The organism is Halobacillus sp. 12SKB (genome assembly GCF_052941655.1).
Genome location: NZ_JBRFWR010000001.1, coordinates 3,706,895 through 3,724,513, shown reverse-complemented (window position 1 = coordinate 3,724,513; position 17,619 = coordinate 3,706,895). Strand labels below are relative to the sequence as shown.

Annotated in this window: 19 protein-coding genes; 14 read left to right on the top strand and 5 right to left on the bottom strand. The window is 46.1% G+C overall.

Annotated features, from left to right (window positions below; translation table 11 throughout):
• Positions 1–68: 68 nt before the first annotated feature.
• Positions 69–251, bottom strand: coding sequence for a hypothetical protein (locus ACQ4XT_RS18590; protein WP_446854972.1), 183 nt, complete (start codon positions 249–251; stop codon positions 69–71).
• A gap of 12 nt (positions 252–263) precedes the next feature.
• Positions 264–443, bottom strand: coding sequence for a hypothetical protein (locus ACQ4XT_RS18585; RefSeq protein ID WP_446854971.1), 180 nt, complete (start codon positions 441–443; stop codon positions 264–266).
• A 79-nt stretch (positions 444–522) separates the two neighbouring features.
• Here ACQ4XT_RS18585 and ACQ4XT_RS18580 point away from each other — a divergent pair, with 79 nt between their 5' ends.
• The 5 genes from ACQ4XT_RS18580 to ACQ4XT_RS18560 all read left to right on the top strand — a co-directional run bounded on the left by ACQ4XT_RS18580 (position 523) and on the right by ACQ4XT_RS18560 (position 3,060).
• Positions 523–906 carry a VOC family protein gene (locus tag ACQ4XT_RS18580; RefSeq protein ID WP_446854970.1) on the top strand — a complete coding sequence of 128 codons (384 nt, stop codon included), beginning with the start codon at positions 523–525 and terminating at the stop codon, positions 904–906.
• A gap of 108 nt (positions 907–1,014) precedes the next feature.
• Positions 1,015–1,434 (top strand): metallothiol transferase FosB, encoded by a 420-nt coding sequence (fosB, locus tag ACQ4XT_RS18575; RefSeq protein ID WP_446854969.1) that lies wholly within the window; start codon positions 1,015–1,017, stop codon positions 1,432–1,434.
• 36 nt (positions 1,435–1,470) lie between these two features.
• Complete coding sequence (locus ACQ4XT_RS18570) at positions 1,471–2,316, top strand: DUF2785 domain-containing protein (protein WP_446854968.1); 846 nt, start codon at positions 1,471–1,473, stop codon at positions 2,314–2,316.
• A 71-nt stretch (positions 2,317–2,387) separates the two neighbouring features.
• On the top strand, positions 2,388–2,516 hold the full coding sequence (locus tag ACQ4XT_RS18565; RefSeq protein ID WP_446854967.1) for a hypothetical protein: 129 nt from the start codon (positions 2,388–2,390) through the stop codon (positions 2,514–2,516).
• 31 nt (positions 2,517–2,547) lie between these two features.
• A complete protein-coding gene (locus ACQ4XT_RS18560) occupies positions 2,548–3,060 on the top strand; it encodes a DinB family protein (RefSeq protein ID WP_446854966.1) in 513 nt (170 codons plus the stop codon).
• A 127-nt stretch (positions 3,061–3,187) separates the two neighbouring features.
• On the opposite strand, the gene ACQ4XT_RS18555 is transcribed toward ACQ4XT_RS18560, so the two are convergent.
• Both ACQ4XT_RS18555 and ACQ4XT_RS18550 read right to left on the bottom strand, forming a co-directional pair.
• Positions 3,188–4,774 (bottom strand): M4 family metallopeptidase, encoded by a 1,587-nt coding sequence (locus ACQ4XT_RS18555; protein ID WP_446854965.1) that lies wholly within the window; start codon positions 4,772–4,774, stop codon positions 3,188–3,190.
• A 197-nt stretch (positions 4,775–4,971) separates the two neighbouring features.
• Positions 4,972–5,199 carry a hypothetical protein gene (locus ACQ4XT_RS18550; RefSeq protein WP_446854964.1) on the bottom strand — a complete coding sequence of 76 codons (228 nt, stop codon included), beginning with the start codon at positions 5,197–5,199 and terminating at the stop codon, positions 4,972–4,974.
• Positions 5,200–5,479: 280 nt separating this feature from the next.
• Here ACQ4XT_RS18550 and ACQ4XT_RS18545 point away from each other — a divergent pair, with 280 nt between their 5' ends.
• The 9 genes from ACQ4XT_RS18545 to ACQ4XT_RS18505 all read left to right on the top strand — a co-directional run bounded on the left by ACQ4XT_RS18545 (position 5,480) and on the right by ACQ4XT_RS18505 (position 16,908).
• Positions 5,480–6,118, top strand: coding sequence for a GNAT family N-acetyltransferase (locus ACQ4XT_RS18545; RefSeq protein ID WP_446854963.1), 639 nt, complete (start codon positions 5,480–5,482; stop codon positions 6,116–6,118).
• Positions 6,115–7,062, top strand: a complete 948-nt coding sequence (locus tag ACQ4XT_RS18540) for an alpha/beta hydrolase (RefSeq protein ID WP_446854962.1) — start codon at positions 6,115–6,117, stop codon at positions 7,060–7,062. Before ACQ4XT_RS18545 ends, ACQ4XT_RS18540 begins: the two co-directional genes overlap by 4 nt.
• 292 nt (positions 7,063–7,354) lie before the next feature.
• Positions 7,355–8,704: an aspartate aminotransferase family protein gene (locus ACQ4XT_RS18535; RefSeq protein WP_446854961.1), complete on the top strand. Its 1,350-nt coding sequence runs from the start codon at positions 7,355–7,357 to the stop codon at positions 8,702–8,704.
• A gap of 5 nt (positions 8,705–8,709) precedes the next feature.
• Positions 8,710–10,221 (top strand): pyridoxal phosphate-dependent decarboxylase family protein, encoded by a 1,512-nt coding sequence (locus ACQ4XT_RS18530; RefSeq protein ID WP_446854960.1) that lies wholly within the window; start codon positions 8,710–8,712, stop codon positions 10,219–10,221.
• Positions 10,218–11,966 carry an IucA/IucC family protein gene (locus tag ACQ4XT_RS18525; protein WP_446854959.1) on the top strand — a complete coding sequence of 583 codons (1,749 nt, stop codon included), beginning with the start codon at positions 10,218–10,220 and terminating at the stop codon, positions 11,964–11,966. The genes ACQ4XT_RS18530 and ACQ4XT_RS18525 overlap by 4 nt, the downstream gene beginning before the upstream one ends.
• On the top strand, positions 11,956–12,537 hold the full coding sequence (locus tag ACQ4XT_RS18520; RefSeq protein WP_446854958.1) for a GNAT family N-acetyltransferase: 582 nt from the start codon (positions 11,956–11,958) through the stop codon (positions 12,535–12,537). Before ACQ4XT_RS18525 ends, ACQ4XT_RS18520 begins: the two co-directional genes overlap by 11 nt.
• Positions 12,512–13,849, top strand: coding sequence for a lysine N(6)-hydroxylase/L-ornithine N(5)-oxygenase family protein (locus ACQ4XT_RS18515; RefSeq protein WP_446854957.1), 1,338 nt, complete (start codon positions 12,512–12,514; stop codon positions 13,847–13,849). The genes ACQ4XT_RS18520 and ACQ4XT_RS18515 overlap by 26 nt, the downstream gene beginning before the upstream one ends.
• Positions 13,850–13,865: 16 nt before the next feature.
• A complete protein-coding gene (locus ACQ4XT_RS18510) occupies positions 13,866–15,674 on the top strand; it encodes an IucA/IucC family protein (protein ID WP_446854956.1) in 1,809 nt (602 codons plus the stop codon).
• 25 nt (positions 15,675–15,699) lie between these two features.
• Positions 15,700–16,908, top strand: coding sequence for an aspartate kinase (locus ACQ4XT_RS18505; RefSeq protein WP_446854955.1), 1,209 nt, complete (start codon positions 15,700–15,702; stop codon positions 16,906–16,908).
• Positions 16,909–17,148: 240 nt separating this feature from the next.
• On the opposite strand, the gene ACQ4XT_RS18500 is transcribed toward ACQ4XT_RS18505, so the two are convergent.
• Complete coding sequence (locus ACQ4XT_RS18500; RefSeq protein ID WP_446854954.1) at positions 17,149–17,337, bottom strand: YjzC family protein; 189 nt, start codon at positions 17,335–17,337, stop codon at positions 17,149–17,151.
• Between the last annotated feature and the right edge of the window lie 282 nt (positions 17,338–17,619).

Below are 17,619 nucleotides of genomic sequence, written 5' to 3'. Positions count from 1 at the left end.
TGGACGTTCAATTGGAAATCATATACTATTAAACTATAATGAGGGAGGATGTCCATGGAGAGGGAAAATTAACTTTCCCGCCATTTCTTTGGCGGAGGATTCAGGTAAGCAACCCCGGAAATGAAACCCCATGAAGTCAGTCCTAAGATAAGGCTTAGGTTGGGTTCTCCAACAATAAAATAGCCGAAAATCAATGAAATGATCAAGTATCCTAAAGCGGTGATGAATCCCCATGTCAATCTTCCCCACATAGCCATCCCTCCTTATCCATGATTCCCCCTTTTGAAAAACCACTGCATCACGAAACGGGTAATGAATCCACATCCCAGAGCGATGAGAATGACGACGATCCATTGATTAGAAACAGACAAACCCAGTAAAAAACCTAAGAAAAGAGCGAAACCGAGGGCGAGGCCAAGAATGATTTGTTGAGTTCGAGTCATTGAATCAGCTCCCTTAAAGGTTTACTTCCTGTTATTACCTTTTTTATCAAACCGAAAACATGAAGAAAGGATGATGGATATGGAATTGACTCATGTACGATTACTGGTGGATGACTACCAAAAGTGTTTTTACTTTTACCGGGACACGCTCGGCTTTGAAGTGACTTGGGGAGATGAGAACTCCAACTATGCCGATTTTGCATTCCAAGGGGTGACGCTTGGCGTCTTTCAACGTAAGCAGATGGTGGAAGCACTTGGAGATGTTTATACAGAGAGGGGCACGAGAGACGACAGAGCGGCACTCATTTTAAAAGTGGATGACGTAATCGAGTCGTATCAGGAGTGGAAGGATAAAGTGACGTTTATTACCGAACCCGTGGAGCAGAAGGATTGGGGCATCAAGGTCGCGCACTTCAGGGACCCCGATGGTAACCTTCTGGAAATCTATGAATCCATCATGTGAGTGGGTGGAAACAGAAAGGTTATCCTTTCGAAAGTATGAGAACGGAGATTTTCCTTTCCTGTTATCTATGGTAACTTGCCCAAAAAAAAATTTGTAGGAGGTGCTGCAATGGAAATCCAAGGCCTCAATCACTTTCTGTTCTCGGTATCCGACTTAGATACATCCATCACTTTCTATGAAAAAGTTTTTGGCGCCGAGTTATTGGTCAGAGGAAAGACGACCGCCTACTTCGATCTGAAGGGGATATGGCTCGCATTAAATGAAGAGAAGGATATACCCAGACATGACGGGGCATCTTCTTATACGCATACCGCTTTTACGATCAAAGAAAGTGACTTTGATGACGCCTATGACGAATTGAAAAGCCTCGGGGTGAATATTCTTCCGGGGCGGGAGCGTGACGAGAGGGATAAACGATCCATCTATTTTACAGATTCGGATGGTCACAAGTTCGAATTTCATACAGGGACTAGGAAAGATCGGCTCGACTATTACAAAGAGGCTAAACCTCATATGACTTTTTTATGATTCATAAGAGTACCTAGTCAGAAAAGGGGACGTTTGATGATCCATGTAAAAGCTGCACCTATGGATGAAGAGCAATTGAAGAGGGTTTTATCGGGAGTGAAAGCGGGAGAGACTCCATGGACCGAGGTTCATGAACAGGAGGTCATCTCCTCGATGATGGCTCACATCGGCTCGCTGGATGCTGAGCTTCGGGATGATTTGATTTTCTCTATCTTCGCTCAGTTGATTGTAGAAAAGAATCAGCTGAAAGCGGAGCTGATGGAAGAAATGATGGATCTGTGTCTGCAGGATCTGCTTTTCAAAGGGATTGGAGAAAAAGGGACAGACACTGTGTTCACCAGAGCTTTTACTTCATTACTGATGGCTCTGCTACTGTATCGGGATAAAGAAAATGGCTTTTTGAGCGGAACGAAAGTGGTCGAGGTGAAAGAAGCGTTTCTGCGTTACCTCTCGTTAGAGGAAGACTATAGGGGATATGTCAAAGTGAAAGGCTGGGCTCACAGCATGGCCCATGCGGCTGATGCCGTTGATGAACTTATCAGAAACGAAAAAACGGACAGGGACGCATATCCTGAGCTTTTCCGTGCTTTATGGTCGAAGGTCCTTATCTATGATCATGCCTATATTCATGGGGAAGAGGATCGGATCTTGACGCCGATCATGGAAATGTTGAACCGTGGATTGGATATGACACTATTGGAGGATCAAATGAAAGAGCTCTCCTTCGATTGGAACGAGCATAAAAACAGTGCCACTATGGAGCAGTATTTAGTATTCCGAAACAACGCCAAAGCTTTTTTGAAGAGCCTGTATATTCAATTGGATCAAAACTCTCCATTTGACCGCCTTCAACGTCAAGTGGAGGTATTGCTCGGGAAATGAGTGATTCGGGTGAAAGTCAGCTTGTCACCTGCCGAACGGGATGAAGTTTATTTTGTAAATCTTGTTTTCGATTGCCGGGAATTGAAGTATTCGCTTCTGATTCCCTGCCACCAATGACGGCTAGCACTGAACCGATCGTTGCTACTTATTTCGGGAATGAGGTCACGGCTAATAAAGAGATGAAAATAGAGAATCGATGATTGTTAGTTTTAAGGATTAGAGGTGTTTGATGTGAAAGTGAAAGTAGAGCCGCTGAAGGGATACTCCCCGCAAATAGGTCTGCTGGTGTCCCAAATGAACTATGCTAGAAAAACAACACGACAAGCTGTAGAAGGACTGACCACTGCGGAACTGGATTTTATACCTAGTCAGGACGGCAACAGTATAGGCGCGTTATTGTTACATATCGCAGCGGTGGAGAAAGGGTTCCAAATCGAAGTTTTTGACGGTCGAACGCCGAGCGAGCAGGAGATGCTGGAATGGGGGGCTGCTTACAGCCTTGGAGAAAAAGGAAGAGAGGACATCAAAGGACACCCGTTGGAATACTACCTTTCTAAACTTGAAGAAGTGAGGGGACGGACGCTTGAAGAACTTTCACAACGGCCGGATGATTGGTTATTTGAAGAGAGGATATGGGATCATCATTCTTCGAACAACTATTTCATCTGGTTTCATGTGTTGGAAGATGAAATCAATCATAGAGGGCAGATGAGAGTGATTAGGAAAGTGATTGCCAACCGTTGACGGTTTAGTATGAAGTGTTTGTGCCGTTCATCTTTGATTACTAGTAAAAGAAAGCGCGTCTAAGGGATTCCTTAGACGCGCTTGGCTGTGAGTATTCTTGTTCATTTGTCTTCCTGCACGAACTTTTTTAATAAACCCCTACATTATCCCATGCTTGAGATACTGCATTCGCTGCCGATGTACCGTAAAGGTCCAAAGCAGACTGTTCCAATGCTTCTCTAGCATTTGTGAAATTGCTGTTCGGAGTCAAGTAAACAGTCAACGCGCGGTAATAGATCTGCTCGGATTGTGCAATGCCTAAACTGTTGATCGTATAGTAAGCGGCTTTGTTCGGGATTCCACTGTTGATGTGGACGCCGCCCCAGTCGCCGGCTTCTGTGTTCGGCAGGTTCTGGTATTCATTCATATGATCAGGCTGATCGTACGCGTTCGGGTTGGACATGGAGCGCAGGGCATCTCCCGGCTGTCCTGGTGTGTAAACATCTTCACCCATCAACCAATCCTCTGAATCTACGAAATATCCAAACACGTCAGAGAAGGACTCGTTTAGTGCACCGGATTGATTTTCATAAACCAATTCGGCTGTCGTATCGGTTACGGCGTGTGTCAATTCGTGAGCAACCACATCATCTGCGCCAGATAGGTAAGTGAATGTGGAACCATCACCATCTCCATAAATCATTTGATTCCCAGTCCAAGCTGCATTGTTGTAATTGCTGCCATAATGGACGGTAGAACGGATGTCTGCTCCCTGGTCGTCATAACTCACACGACCGAATTGATCATAGTAATAATCAAAGACTTCTCCTGCATAATAATGAGCATCTACTGCAGCCTTTTGACGTTCACTGTAAAAGGTGTTCCCGGAGTCTGTAACATAAGATCCAGGCAGGCTGGAATACTCGCCACCATAGTTATCAAAGGTTTCAATGACGCCACTCATCGGCTTTGATGTATCGAAAAGATAATACGTATTGTTATAGAAATAAGTATTCAAAGATTTTGTATCTCCTAAAACACCCGTGCCTGTGCCTGTCGCTTCATGAACAAGGTTCATAGATTTAATGACCTCTCCATTTTCAGCGTTGATATAGACCTGCCAGTTGGCAGGGTATGGTTTGGAGAACTGCAGTTCAACGTGATAGGCAAGTGTGTACGTGCCATCCTCATAGTGAACAACGAGATCGGAGTTCTCTGTCAACGTTTGGAAGTCTTCTCCTTTTAAACTCTTCTGGACATGGTCTGCTTCTTCACGGGAGACATCAATTTCATCCCAAGCCAAATCCAGCGCTTCCTTCTTTTTAATTTCTTTCGTTTGTTTTATTTTCTTTGGAGCATCTTGGTGCAGTTCCCCATTCACTGCCGTCACATGTCCATCTTGATCTGTGTGAACGACAACCTTGGCATTTGCCACAGGAACCTGACCGACCAATCGTTGGTATGTATAGTGCGTCATTCCAAGATCATCCGTTTCGGATTTCAACAATTTCAAGTCACTGCCTGGGTTCAGCTGGGAGAGTTTTTCATTGTGCTTGAAGAACTCTTTCATTCCCTTTTCAGACTTGACTTTCTTCCCCTGCTGGTTTTCTTTCATGAAAACAGGATTTTCTGCTTTTCCGTTTCCATTATTTCCAACCTCTGCGTGAGCCATGGTTCCGCCAGTCACCAGGCTGGTACCTAAAACAAATGTAGCTACTGTGTGTTTCCAGTTCATCGAATCCCTCCTGTATTTTTAACACAAATTCAATGTAACATAATATTCTGAATTCGTGTTTGGGATATACAGGAGGCGTGATGGCCGCTAAGAGGAGGCGAAATACAAGGACTTGGGAATCCCTCAAAATGGCTTGAAAATGAATAGGTAAGCATGTATGGAATGGACTTGTGCTGGTACAATGAATCGTTTGGGAATCAGTTGAATCTTATGAGTATGATCAACTGGGAAGGTCTATTTAAATGTTCTCTGAATCTATAATAGGAAAGGGAAAACCCTCGATCTGCGGCAATGGTTTCTAATAAGTCTACTTCGTTGAACATGACATCTGAAAGTGTTCCATTGAATATTTCGGTTAAGAATTTGTAATACATTCCAACAATCTTTTCATTGTTAAGACGGTCGTAAACCGTTTGTATTTTCATCATTTCCCTCCCAACAGATTCGTCTCCGTGGAGCTCGGTCTACCTCACATTCTACTCTGCTTATGTTCATTCGTTAAGTGGATGGAGTATCTTTTACAATCTTTTTACTTCTGCAAGCCATCATTTTCTATTTATTGGAAGGTGGGGAGGTGCCGTTCTTTTCCTTGCCCAAGGTGGGTATAGGTCAAAAGATCCGTTGACCTTTGGCGGTTGTCTTTTCTATAATCATTAACAAATGATAATGAAAATCGTTATCATTTGTTAATGAGGAGGAGATAGAATGAATGATAGTAATCCTATCGCGCAATTCACGATGAAGGACGGGACAGAGGAATCAGCTTTTTCTTTCCGTCCCCTGGATGAAGAAAAAGACGTCGAACTGCTGCATGACTGGATGCATCAGAAGCACATTGCTCCATTTTGGAAGCTGGACCTACCAATGGGGGAGATTCGTTCCTGGGTTCGAAAGTCTGTAGAAGCAAAACATAAGGACGGTTACATAGGTACGTACAATGGGAAGCCTGTCTGCTATCTGATTGCGTATGCGATTGATAAGGATCCGATCCAAGACTATTACGACGATCAACAAGGCGATTTAGGTATGCATCTGTTGATTGGACCCCGTCATTTGTTGAATAAGGAGGATGGTTTGTCGCTTGTTCGTGCGATGATCTATTTTTTGTTTGATCATTACCAAGCAAAAAGAATCATTGGAGAACCCGACCGCCGGAACCGGATTGTGATTCCGATTTTGAAGCAGGTAGGTGGAGAAAATCTCGGTCATATTGATCTTCATGGGAAGCAAGCAGCCTTAATTGTGGGAGCAAAAGAAGCGTTTGAAAAATCACTTCGGGACAATGACGTCGATATTGAGATGTTGACCAGGATGGGTACGTCCAAAAGTGAGCTGGTGGTATGAAAGTCGATCCACAAGTACTCCGTTTACTTAATACCATTGGAAATCGGATGGTAGAGCTTGAACATCCCACACTCGATCAATTAACACCCGCACAGTCGAGAGATTACTACGAAGTGGCTAGAGAATATTTTAAAGAGCTGCCTGTCGACGGTGTGTCCGTGTTTGATTCTTCTTTTCAGGGCAGATCAGGGAATGAAGTTCCGGTTAGAATCTATACCCCTGAAGGTGAAGGGCCATTTCCTGTGCTCGTTTATTTTCACGGAGGTGGCTGGGTATTCGGAAATATCGCCAGTTCAGACAATATCTCTCGTTATTTTTCGTGTCATGCGCAAACCGTTGTGATCTCTGTGGATTACCGCCTTGCGCCTGAACATAAATATCCTGCAGCTTTTCACGATGCTTTAGATGCAGTTAAATGGGTCTCCAATGAGGCTCATCGCTTGAACATAGACCTCACAGGACTGGCTGTTGGAGGGGAGAGCTCTGGCGGTAACCTGGCTGCTGCTTCGGCGGTTTATTTTATGGATGATGAGGAAATTGAGATTTCTCATCAATTTCTCATTACCCCTGTGTTGGATCATAACTTCGATACGGCATCGTATAAGGCGAACTATACATACAACCTGACGAATGAAAAAATGAAATGGTTCTTCCGGCACTATTTGAAAGAGGAGAAAGATGGGCGGGATGTGTTTGTTTCACCACTCCGGCTCCAAAACAAAGCTGAGTTACCTTCGACTTTGTTGGTGACCGCAGAGTACGACCCTCTCAGGGAAGAGGCGTTTACTTATGCTGAGCGGCTCGAAACCTCAGGCGTGTCCGTAAATCATCTCCATTTTGAAGATCTCGTCCACAGTTTCATCAATATGGCGGGTGTCGTCGATCGTTCTGCAGAAGCCCTCGAGGATATTACAAGGACACTGAGAGAGATGCTGCATCTATAATATTTTCCACCTTCTTTCGAGGAGGTGGACTTTTTTTACCTAATTTAACACAGGTGAAGAAAATACTAGTAATGGAGGAGGGAATAGTTAAAAACGCCTGTATCCATTCGTGACGATTTCCTTAATTATCAGAAAAATAATCGACTCGTTTCCTGGATAAAAACCGCTCTATACCAAAGGGTGAGTACATAACTGAGAATGATAATAGTTTTCAATTAGTATTGACATTGATAATCATTATCAAATAGTATAGCTGTAGGCCATAGAGCAAAACGAAAAGGAGTGGGATCAAATGAGTGTCAATATAAAGAAATCCAATCAGGAATTATTGAATCAACAAAATCAACGAGAGTCGAATGCAAGGTCGTATCCTCGACGGTTTCCGTTAGCGATCCAGGAAGCGGATGGGGTCTATATCACAGATGTGGAGGGCAATCGTTACATCGACTGCCTGGCCGGTGCCGGCACATTGGCTTTAGGACATAACCACCCGGTCGTCATTGAAGCGATGGAAAAAGTGCTTCACGATAAATTGCCATTACATACGCTCGATCTTACGACAGAAGTGAAAGAACAATTTGTCGATGAGCTCTTCTCAAGTCTTCCAGAAGGGTTTCGCGACCGTGCGAAGGTTCAATTTTGTGGGCCAACAGGCGGTGATGCGATTGAAGCGGCATTGAAACTTGCCAAAACCGCGACAGGGAGACAAAGCATTCTTACCTTTCAGGGCGGGTATCATGGTGCGACCCATGGAACGATGGCGATCAGTGGAAACCTTGGACCAAAGAAACGTGTACAGGGATTGATGCCGGATACACACTTCCTTCCATACCCTTATGATTACCGTTGTCCATTTGGAAAGGGAGGAAAAGAAGGGGCTGAGCTGAGCGCCGCTTACATTGAACAATTGCTCGACGACCCGGAGAGTGGGATCCTTCCTCCGGCAGCCATGATTTTTGAAACCGTACAAGGAGAAGGGGGATCCATACCAGCACCGATTGAGTGGCTGCAGGAAATGCGCCGGATTACGAAAGAACGTGGGATTCCGCTGATCATTGATGAAGTCCAAACAGGAATCGGCCGCACAGGAGAACTCTTCTCTTTTGAACATGCAGACATTGTACCGGATGCTTTTGTGCTGTCGAAAGCGATTGGCGGCAGTCTTCCACTCTCGGTTGTCGTGTATGATCGTGATCTGGATGCATGGGAACCTGGTGCTCATATCGGAACCTTCCGGGGCAACCAAATGGCGATGGCTGCAGGAACAGCGACCCTTAAATATATTAAGGAACACCAGCTTTCTACGCATGCAAAAGCCATGGGCGAAAAGATCTTCAGGTCGTTAACAGAACTGCAGAAGCCTTACCCGCAGCTTGGGGATGTTCGCGGCCGCGGCTTGATGCTTGGTGTGGAAATCGTTGATCCTACAGGCAAACCTGGACTGAGCGGCAGTTATCCAGCGGATCCAGATTTGACGAACAAGATTCAAAAAGCCTGTTTTGACCGTGGGTTGATTCTTGAAAGTGGCGGCCGTCATGGATCCGTGCTCCGCTTCCTGCCACCACTCATCATTACAGAAGAGCAGGTCGATTCGATTTTATCTATCTTCCACGAAGCCGTAGCTGCTGCCGTTACGGAGTGAAGAACATGATCACGACAACGAATAAATCAGCAGCTGCCGCATTCGATTCGTTTTTCCTTCAGCATGGCGAAGAAGGCGTAGAGTATTTTCGGAACCATGTCGAACTTGTCATTGATGCACTAACGGAAGTTTTTCAAGACATCGATCGACCATTGGAAGGGAAGACCGTTCAGGACATCCAGCAGGAGCTTCATACGGTGATGGATCTTTCAGAAGAACCGCAGTCGCTGCATGAAGTCCTACAGGAAATCAAAGGCCCTGTCATAAAAAACAGCCTTCACGTTTCCCACCAAAAGAGTATGGCTCATTTACACTGCCCTCCGGTTTTGCCCGGCGTACTGGCGGAACTGATTATCGGAGCGCTGAACCAATCGATGGATTCATGGGATCAGAGCCCGGCAGCGACCTATGTCGAAGAAGAACTGACCCGTTATTGGTGCCGGCTTATTGGGTTATCAGAACGGGGAGACGGGGTCTTCACAAGTGGAGGGACACAGTCCAACTATATGGGAATGCTGCTCGCACGCGATGCTTTCTGCCTGTCGGAATGGAATCACGTCGTTCAAAAAGACGGACTGCCGGAATCGTTCCAAAAGATGAGGGTGCTCTGTTCTGAAGAAGCTCATTTTTCTGTGAAAAAATCAGTGTCTCAGCTGGGTCTTGGTGAACAGGCAGTCGTCCCGGTTCCCGTCAACGAGGACCATCAGATGGATGCGGAGAAGGTCAGACGTACGGTTGGACAACTGGAACAGGAGGGGCTTCTTCCTTATGCGGTTGTCAGCACATGCGGCACGACGGACTTTGGGAGCATCGATTCTATCGAGAGCCTTGCGGATTTTTGTAAAGAAAAAGGACTCTGGCTTCATGTGGATGCTGCCTACGGGGCAGGACTTCTGCTTAGTGAGGAACATGGAGATAAGCTTGCTGGCCTAAACCGGGCGGATTCGGTAACGCTCGATTTCCATAAATGGCTGTATCAGCCGATCAGCTGTGGGATGTTTGCCGTTAAAGACCGGAAGCACCTGAGACTGTTATCTCATCACGCCGATTACTTGAATCCTTTAGAAGATGAAGAAGAAGGCATCGTGAACCTTGTGAATAAAAGCATCCAGACGACACGCAGGTTTGATGCGCTGAAAGTTCTTATGACAATGAAAGTGCTCGGCACGCGCTTATTAGGGAGGATGGTGGACAGGACCATGGAAGTGGCGCGTTTTGCTGCCGGAGAATTGGGTGGGCGTGAAGCTTTCTATGTTGAAAATCCTTCTCCTGAACTTTCCACTGTCGTGTTTCAGTACCAACCGGAAGGAAGCCGGAATGTGTGCGGTTTGAACCGGAAAATACAGCAAAAGCTTTTTCATGAAGGAACGGCTGTGATTGCGAAAACATCGGTCAGAGGAGAAACATACTTGAAATTTACGATCTTGAATCCACGAACGACGGAAGAAGATGTGTGGGCCGTGATTCATGACATTGAACATACAGCGAAACAGATATTAGGAGGGACACCTCATTGAATAAAGCAAAAGAAATTGCCGAAAAGGCTACGATGCAAAGTTTTCTTAATTGCTACTTAAGAGAAACGGGCAACTATGAGTGGATGAAGGCTGGTGAAGGCGATTTAGTGCGCATCCCTTTGGTCAGACAGGATTTGGTCATCCATGTACCTGTGAAGTATTGGTCGTTAACAGGGAGGCATCTGTTTGACTTTCCGTTCACCTATCAATCAGAAGGAGGCGAGGAATCGCATACCCTGGACTATGTTACACTCGCGACCCTTCTTGTGAAGGAATGGCTGATTGGGAACCGACAGGAATGGTCAGAAGATGAACTCATCCTGCGTGTGATTCTCAGCTGTAAGAAAATGAAGGATTATGTAGCCGCACGGTTCGAGGATCGTCACCAGCTTATGGCTGAAGATTTTACATTCATCGAGACGGAGCAGTCGCTGCTGTTCGGGCATTTGCTGCATCCAACTCCGAAAAGTAAACAAGGTCTGACTGATGCTGAGGATCTGAAGTATTCGCCTGAATATAAAGGTAGATTTCAGCTCCACTATTTCAGTGTGAATCCTGATCTTATTGAAGAAGAGTCCAGTTTGGATCGTTCCGCATCTGCCTGCATCTATGAAGATGTAAAAGATACAGAAGGTTCGGAACGGCTTGTGAAGGAGTGGAACAAGGGACGCTGTTTAATCCCTGTCCATCCCCTTCAGGTCCCTGTTGTAATGGAAGATTCAGAAGTTCAACGTTTGCTTGCTTCAGGAGGGCTTAGCTATCTTGGGCCGGCAGGTGTCCGGTTTACAGCTACCTCATCGTTCCGGACGCTGTACAATGAATCTTCCCGGTTTATGTACAAATTCTCTGTGCCGGTGAAAATCACGAACTCCCTGAGGGCGAACCAGCCGAAGGAACTAGCCAGAGGGGTGGAAGTGTCCCGGTTGCTTGACACAGAGCTTGGGGAGCAACTGAAGCATCACCATCCGAATTTCCATATGATGAAAGATCCTGCTGTGATCAATCTTCTTTTATCCAAAGAAACGTCAGGGTTTGAAGTTTCCTTAAGGGAAAATCCTTTTTACGAAGATAGCGATACGGTGAGTCTAATTGCAGGACTTGTCCAGGATCATGCCTTCGGAGAGCAGTCCAGACTTTCTGCGATCATTCATGGTCTGGCGGAAAGAGAAGGGCGTGCGGTGGAGGATGTTAGTCTCGACTGGTTTGACAAGTATTTGTCGATCAGCCTGGATCCTATCCTTTGGCTGCATCACACGTACGGGATCGCCCTTGAAGCCCACCAGCAGAATTCCCTGGTTCGTTTGGAAAAAGGGTATCCTTCCGAGTTTTACTACAGGGATAACCAGGGTTATTACTTCAGCCGGTCCAAAGCGGATCAATTGGTGGAGCTGCTTCCTTCATTGAACAGTAAAAGCGATACCATCTGTGAGGATGATGTCGCAGATGAACGGCTTCGCTATTATTTCGTTTTCAACCATTTATACGGGCTGATCAACGGATTCGGTGTCAGTCGATTGATTGATGAAGAGAAATTGATGGATCTTCTTCGTACCCGTTTGATGAACCATCATTTATCTCCGTTTGTCCGTAGTCTCCTGGAAGAAAGCAAGCTCCCTTGTAAGGCTAATCTGCTGACACGTTTGTACGATATGGACGAACTGGTCGGTCCGATGGAAGCGCAGTCGGTCTATACTGCGGTTGATAATCCGCTTGCTGCAAAGGTGGGAGTCATCCATGAACAATGATTTTGAGGTTTATGATGAAACGGTCCAGCGCACGATTGCGTTTCGGAAAGCTCAAATGGAAGATGTGGCATTGGTGCACAAGTGGATGAATGAAGACCATGTGCACCCCTTCTGGCAGTTGAATCTTCCGTTTGAACGCTTTGAAAAACATTACCGGAAAGCCCTGCGTGACACTCATCAGACGCTTTATCTCGGCATGATCGACGGGGAAGTGATGAGCTATTGGGAGGCCTACTGGGTCAAAGGGGATGTCTTAGAAAACTCATACTCGCCAAAAGCTTACGATCAGGGCATCCATCTGTTGATCGGGGAAAAGGATTACCTCGGTTCAGGCTTTGCCCTGCCCCTTTTAAGAGCGATGGTACGTTTTCAATTTCAGCAGGAAGCAACAACGAAAGTCGTGGCAGAACCGGATATTCGGAACGACAAGATGATCCATATTTTCGAAACGTGCGGTTTCACGCCGATCACTCCCATAAGTCTACCGGATAAAAAGGCGCTGCTCATGTTTTGTGAACGAGATACATTTGAATCGAGGTGGAACGATGAATACAGAAAAGCAGATCTTTGATGTGGTCGGCATCGGGCTTGGGCCGTTCAACTTAGGTATGGCCGCCCTCTTGGATACGGTCGACGATGTGTCGGCCCTCTTTCTTGAAAAAGAAGAAGAGTTCCAGTGGCACCCTCATCTGTTAATGGAAGGGACGACGCTGCAGGTACCTTTTTTCGCGGACCTTGTCAGCATGGCGGACGTCACGAATGCGCACAGTTTTTTAAATTATCTGCAGGAACATAACCGTTTGTACAATTTTTACTTTTTGGAGAAGTTCCATATCCCGAGGAAGGAATACAACCACTACTGCCGCTGGGTCAGTGACCGGTTGGACAGCCTTCGGTTTGGCAAGGAAGTCACCAGGGTGACCACTGTAGAAATCGCTGGAAAAACGCTCTATCAAGTTAGAGCTTTGAATTCCACTACAGGTGAGGAACAAACGTACACCGCTAAAAACATCGTGATGGGCATCGGTACGGAGCCGCGGGTACCGGAGGCGCTGCAGGACGCACTGGGTGCATCCGTTTTTCATACGTCCGAATATTTGAAGAGAAAACCATCGTGTGATTTATCCAGGTCTGTAGCCGTCATTGGATCGGGACAGAGCGCGGCGGAAGTTTTCCTTGATGTGGCAAAACACCAGGAGGAAACAGGCGGTTCGCTTCAGTGGTACACAAGGTCGCAAGGGTTCTTTCCGATGGAGTACTCAAAGCTAGGGCTTGAGTATTTCTCTCCCGATTATATCGATTTCTTCTATGAGCTGCCTCAATCGAAGAAAGACCAGCTGTTACATAAGCAGGACCTTCTCTACAAAGGGATCAGTGCAGAAACGATCGCTGCTATTTATGATCATCTTTATGAACGGACGGTCGGCAATACCGATCCATCGATCCATCTTCAAGCAATGACGGAAGTGACTTCCATTCAACCAGAAGGAGACCACTTGAGCTTAAGTGGTCACCAGAAAGTCACAGAAGATCCTGTGGAAATGGAAGCGGATGTGGTCATTTTAGGGACGGGGTATCAGCCTCGTGTGCCCGGCTTTTTCTCAAAGTTAAAGGACGGCATCACCTGGGATGATCAGGGCAGGTTTACTGTGAATAAGGGCTATGACCTGGCTACAAACCTTGAGGCGGATGGGCACATTTTCATCCAGAATGGCGAACTCCATACCCATGGCGTCGGCGCCCCTGACCTTGGACTTGGCGCGCATCGAAATGCCGTGATCATCAACCGTATCGCAGAGCGGGAGGTCTATTCCATACAGGAAAACAACGTCTTCCAAACCTTCGGAACGAAAAAGACCTTGGCTGCACATCATCAATCATAAGAAAGAGGGGATCGATTTGTTATTTCAAAAGGATATTCATGAACATTTGAACAGGCAGAATTGGAAGAAGGCGAATCAGCAGTTGATGGCGAAAATGTTCGCGGAATATATGTATGAAGATATGATTCAGCCGGAAGTTTTACGTGCAGAGGGGAAAACGAGGGCCTATGAACTGTCCGTCTCCGCCCAAAAATCGTACAGGTTTGCAGCTGAAAAACGTCTGTTCGACAGTTTTGATGTCTCTTCTGACGATTTGAAAAAGGTCGAGGGAGGGGTGGAAGAAGAAGCGGACAATGCCATCGAACTGTTGGTTGACTTAAAGGAAATCATCGGTATGTCCGCAGAGACCATCGGCCATTTAATCAAAGAAATGAACGCCACTTTGATCGCAGATGTTCATCTGATGGAAAAGACAGATGTGTCGTCTGATGAGTTGATCTCTCTTGACTACGCTGAACTGGAAGGATATATGAAGGGGCATCCGTGGATCACTTACAACAAAGGTAGGATCGGCTTCGGTTATGATGACTACCTGCGTTTTGCTCCCGAGCATCAACAGGAAGTGAAGCTCTCCTGGATTGCTGCACATAAAAAAAGAGCAACCTTCCAGTCTATTCAGGACTTCAGCTATGAAAAACTCCTGAATGAGGAATGGAGTGAACAAGAGCGGGAACGCTTCTTTTCCGAGGTGAGGACACACAACCGTGATCCGGAAGACTATTACTTTTTCCCGGTCCATGAGTGGCAGTGGAAAAATCAGCTGATCCAAAACTTCCCGGAAGAAATCGCAAAAAAGGAAATCATTGCGGTGGGAGATGGCATCGACGCGTATCTTCCGCAACAGTCAGTCCGTACATTTGTTAATAGAAGTTCCAAAGAGAAACATCATGTGAAGCTTCCGATGAGTATCCTCAATACTCTCGTATATCGCGGCCTGCCTTCCGAGCGGACTGTGATCGCACCGAAAGTCACGGAATGGATCAAAGGGCTTTATGAACAGGACGACTTCTTGAAGAACGAGTGCCGGGTGATTCTGCCAGGGGAAAACGCAAGCATCAATGTCGATCATAACCATTACACGGCGGTTAAGGACGCTCCGTATCAATACCTTGAAATGCTGGGGACGATTTGGCGAGAAAGCATCTACACGTATCTGGAAGATGGCGAGCAGGCCATCACACTTGCAGCGCTGGTTCACGAAGATCATCACGGCAAACCTTTCATCCAATCGTTGATCGAGTCTTCTGGACTGAATCCGGAAGAATGGATGAAGAAGTTTTATAAAGTGGTCATGGATCCTTTGCTTCATTACTTATACAAATATGGGACGGTCTTTTCACCGCACGGGCAGAATACGATTCTCGTGCTGAAAGATCATGAACCGCATCGTCTTGCCGTCAAAGACTTTGTCGATGACGTGAACGTGACCGACCAGCCGTTTCCTGAGCTTCAGCACGTTACGGAAGAAATGAAAGCCGTACTGCGAACTGAACCACCCGAAGGTTTGACGCAGTTTATCTTTACTGGACTTTTCATCTGCCATCTTCGGTACTTGAGCCATATCTTAGAAAATCATCAGCTGATGTCGGAAGAAATTTTTTGGCAGCTGCTTGCAGGCTCGATTCACGACTACCAGCGCAGGTTCCCTGAACTGAAGGATCGGTTTGAGCTGTTTGATTTCTTTAAACCGGAAATGACGAAGCTTTGCCTGAACCGCAATCGTATGGTCGATTATGGATATGCGGATGGCGATGACCGCCCGCATGCATCGGAATTTGGCAAAGTAACCAATGCACTGGCTGCTTTTAAAGAACAGATGGTGTGATACCTGACGAAAAGAGGGATGGACCGTGGCAATCATTGTCCAAAAGTATGGAGGAACTTCACTACAAACAACCGAACGAATCAAACAGGCAGCCGGTCGCATTATTGGCGAACAGAAGAATGGAAACCAATTGGTCGTCGTTGTCTCAGCCATGGGGGATTCGACCAATCGACTGGTGCAACTCTCTCGTGAAGTCTCTTCTTGTACAAACGGGAGAGAGAAGGATTTGCTTTTAGCTACAGGAGAACAAGTGTCATGTGCCCTGATGGCCCTTGCCCTACAGGAGAAAGGACAGGCATCCATTGCGATGACAGGCGAGCAGGCCGGGATTGAAGTGGAACACCTCCACGGGAATGCCAGGATTACGTCCATTGATTCCTGTGCCATTAAGAAAATGTTGCAACAGGGAAAGGTTGTCATTGTCGCTGGATTTCAAGGTGCAGCGGCGAACGGGGAAATCTGCACACTGGGCCGAGGCGGCTCCGATACGACAGCCGCTGCCTTGGCTGCTGCCTTAGACGCGGAGCGTTGTGACATCTGCACCGATGTTGATGGGGTGTATGCGGCAGACCCACGCATGATCCCGAATGCAGGTAAGTATGCCTCCATGGATTACGACAGCCTTCTAACCATGGCTGAAATGGGAGCAGGAGTGATTCATCCGCGGGCGGTCGCCCATGCAAAAGAATATCAAGTGCCGCTTGTTATTCGTTCCAGCTTCTGTGAAAAGCCAGGGACCTGGATATCCAATGATCCTTCTCGGACTTCTGTCACCGGGGTTACGTATCAAAACAACCTCTGTCACCTCCGTCTTTCGGGATGGCGGTTGAAAAAAGAAAAATTGTTGGGGTGGTTGAAGGATACGGACGTAATTGGAACCACACCTGTTCATTCACAACCAGAGGAATGTATTGTCGTCATTAAAGAAGATGATCTTGACCAGGTAATCACATGCCTTGATCAATCCAAAGAGCAGCTGGGAATACAATCCATTCAAACGGAGGGTCAAAAAGCGGCCATTCATTTGATTTTTACTCATGAGGAAGGAAAAAGGAAGCAGACCGATTGGTTGAATGAAAAAGAGTGGATGCCTTTGGAAGAGATCCATCCCATCGACACTCATCCAGCCGTATGGAGTGTGTCGGTCCCTGAAGAACATGGAAAAGGTTTGGCTCGACAGGTGTATGACACCTTTATGAGTGTGAACCATCACAAATTACCGCTTGCCTATTGAACGTCACTCGACAGCCTGCCCCTTGCTTGATGTTATGGATATCAATCATATTCACCGTCCCTTTATAGTAATAGACGAGACTTTTAAAACCAGTGATCACTCACACTAGTAAAGGATAAATGAAAAAAGGAGAAGGGATTTTTTGCGGAGCCCTCCTCCTTTTGTGATTGGTAATCTCAGAAGATGATAGGAAATAAAAAATTCCTGAGCCTGTCACTCAGGAATTTTTATGTTTATCTATCAATTGGATTTAGTCCAATAAGCGGCTTCTTTATTGGAACGGATCGGAGGAAACTGATCCCCGCTGCTCAATTCGATATGTTTTTCATCTTCTGTTACTTCGTTTTCGTTTCCATCATTTACTAGACCGTCGAATTTGTATGTTCCGTTTTCTGGTGCTTTTTCTCCTGTTTTGTAACGATTAGCCATAGTTGTAAAACTCCTTTTTGTAATGGTTTTATGTGCGCACATTCTTTTGATACCCGCTTCTTAATTGTTAAAACATGGAAGATAAGTGGAATGTGCCAAATAAGGAAGAATGAGAACATATGGCTCATGGATCGGTTCAGTAAACAGATGAAACCAACTAAAAGAAAACGCCCGGAAGATGGGCGCTTTGCTTAAGTAAAACCTGTTTGTGTGAATGTGAAGTGTGAGCTTGATTGGAAACAGTCCTGTATTGAAAAAGGGGAAATTAATTTTAGTAGAGCG

Bases quoted from the DNA above. Each gene is read 5' to 3' on its own strand.
- ACQ4XT_RS18590 (WP_446854972.1), bottom strand. From the start codon at position 251: ATGTGGGGAAGATTGACATGGGGATTCATCACCGCTTTAGGATACTTG.
- ACQ4XT_RS18585 (WP_446854971.1), bottom strand. From the start codon at position 443: ATGACTCGAACTCAACAAATCATTCTTGGCCTCGCCCTCGGTTTCGCT.
- ACQ4XT_RS18580 (WP_446854970.1), top strand. From the start codon at position 523: ATGGAATTGACTCATGTACGATTACTGGTGGATGACTACCAAAAGTGT.
- fosB (WP_446854969.1), top strand. From the start codon at position 1,015: ATGGAAATCCAAGGCCTCAATCACTTTCTGTTCTCGGTATCCGACTTA.
- ACQ4XT_RS18570 (WP_446854968.1), top strand. From the start codon at position 1,471: ATGATCCATGTAAAAGCTGCACCTATGGATGAAGAGCAATTGAAGAGG.
- ACQ4XT_RS18555 (WP_446854965.1), bottom strand. From the start codon at position 4,774: ATGAACTGGAAACACACAGTAGCTACATTTGTTTTAGGTACCAGCCTG.
- ACQ4XT_RS18550 (WP_446854964.1), bottom strand. From the start codon at position 5,199: ATGAAAATACAAACGGTTTACGACCGTCTTAACAATGAAAAGATTGTT.
- ACQ4XT_RS18545 (WP_446854963.1), top strand. From the start codon at position 5,480: ATGAATGATAGTAATCCTATCGCGCAATTCACGATGAAGGACGGGACA.
- ACQ4XT_RS18540 (WP_446854962.1), top strand. From the start codon at position 6,115: ATGAAAGTCGATCCACAAGTACTCCGTTTACTTAATACCATTGGAAAT.
- ACQ4XT_RS18535 (WP_446854961.1), top strand. From the start codon at position 7,355: ATGAGTGTCAATATAAAGAAATCCAATCAGGAATTATTGAATCAACAA.
- ACQ4XT_RS18530 (WP_446854960.1), top strand. From the start codon at position 8,710: ATGATCACGACAACGAATAAATCAGCAGCTGCCGCATTCGATTCGTTT.
- ACQ4XT_RS18520 (WP_446854958.1), top strand. From the start codon at position 11,956: ATGAACAATGATTTTGAGGTTTATGATGAAACGGTCCAGCGCACGATT.
- ACQ4XT_RS18515 (WP_446854957.1), top strand. From the start codon at position 12,512: ATGAATACAGAAAAGCAGATCTTTGATGTGGTCGGCATCGGGCTTGGG.
- ACQ4XT_RS18500 (WP_446854954.1), bottom strand. From the start codon at position 17,337: ATGGCTAATCGTTACAAAACAGGAGAAAAAGCACCAGAAAACGGAACA.